Source organism: Ruminococcus sp. 1001136sp1_2201st1_G3_2201SCRN_220225 (assembly GCF_040924365.1).
In the GTDB taxonomy this organism is placed as follows: domain Bacteria; phylum Bacillota; class Clostridia; order Lachnospirales; family Lachnospiraceae; genus Blautia_A; species Blautia_A faecis.
Genome location: NZ_JBCOME010000136.1, coordinates 1 through 1353, shown reverse-complemented (window position 1 = coordinate 1353; position 1353 = coordinate 1). Strand labels below are relative to the sequence as shown.

Here is a 1353-nt window from a genome sequence, read left to right as displayed (position 1 = left end):
CGTCCCAGTATGGATCCCGTCATGCTGATAAAGATACCATTCATTCAGTATCTCTATGGGATAAAAAGCATGCGTCAGACCATGAAAGAGATCGAGGTAAACGTTGCATACCGCTGGTTTCTCGGACTAGACATGTTAGATCCAGTACCTCATTTCTCTACATTTGGAAAGAATTATACCCGCCGTTTCAAAGATACAGACCTTTTTGAGCAGATCTTTTCAAAGATTCTGGAAGATTGTATGAAATATAAGCTTGTAAATACAGAACAGATCTTCGTGGATGCAACACATGTAAAAGCCTGTGCAAACAGTAAAAAAATGCGTAAGCGGGTTGCACACGAACAGGCTCTCTGGTATGAAGAGGAATTAAATAAAGAGATTGAAAAAGATCGTCTGGCACATGGAAAAAAGCCATTAAAGAAAAAAGATGATAACCAGCCACCTGCATCCGGTGGAACCGGAAATGATAAGGATTCTATATCTGAAGAACTTCCTGAAGATGTGAAAACACAAAAATGCAGCATCAGCGATCCGGAAAGTGGATGGTTTCGAAAGGGTGAACATAAACACGTTTTTGCATATGCAGTAGAAACTGCCTGTGATAAACATGGCTGGATCCTTGGATATACAGTACATCCTGGTAATGAGCATGACAGTCGTACTTTTAAAGCATTATACGATAAGATATCTAAACTGAATCCGCAGATGGTAGTTGCAGATGCAGGATATAAAACTCCGGCAATCGCCCATCGGCTGTTGGAAGATGGAATTCAACCACTTTTTCCGTATACCCGTCCCAAGACCAAAGAAGGATTTTTCGGAAAACACGAATTCGCATATGATGAATACTATGATTGTTATATATGTCCGGGAGCACATATATTGACATACAGTACAACAAACAGAAGTGGATATAAAGAGTATAAAAGCTGCGGTGAACATTGTGCTGAATGCCAATGTCTTTCAAAATGCACAGAAAGTAAGGATCATGTAAAACTGATCACACGTCATGTATGGGAAGAATATATGGAAGTGGTAGAAGACATTCGGCACACGATCGGAAACAGACAGATCTACCAGTTAAGAAAAGAAACCATAGAGCGGATCTTCGGTACAGCGAAAGAACAGCATGGATTTCGATATACACAGTATGTAGGAAAAGCACGGATGGAAATGAAAGCCGGGCTTACCTTTGCATGCATGAATCTGAAAAAACTGGCAAAGATCCTGGAAAAACGAGGTTGGAACACAGCCAGATTTTTGTTGATTTTGAAGAAAATAAAAAGAAAAGAAGTTTTAAAAGAAAAATGGTGCTGGGCATAACACCCAACACCAAGTTTGTCTACAGTCTGA

At 39.9% G+C, this 1353-nt stretch carries 1 protein-coding gene; it reads left to right on the top strand.

What is annotated here, in order from left to right; translation table 11 throughout:
* Positions 1-1323: IS1182 family transposase (locus AB5642_RS20250; RefSeq protein WP_368371962.1), on the top strand; the 1323-nt coding region annotated here is incomplete at its 5' end.
* Positions 1324-1353 lie beyond the last annotated feature (30 nt).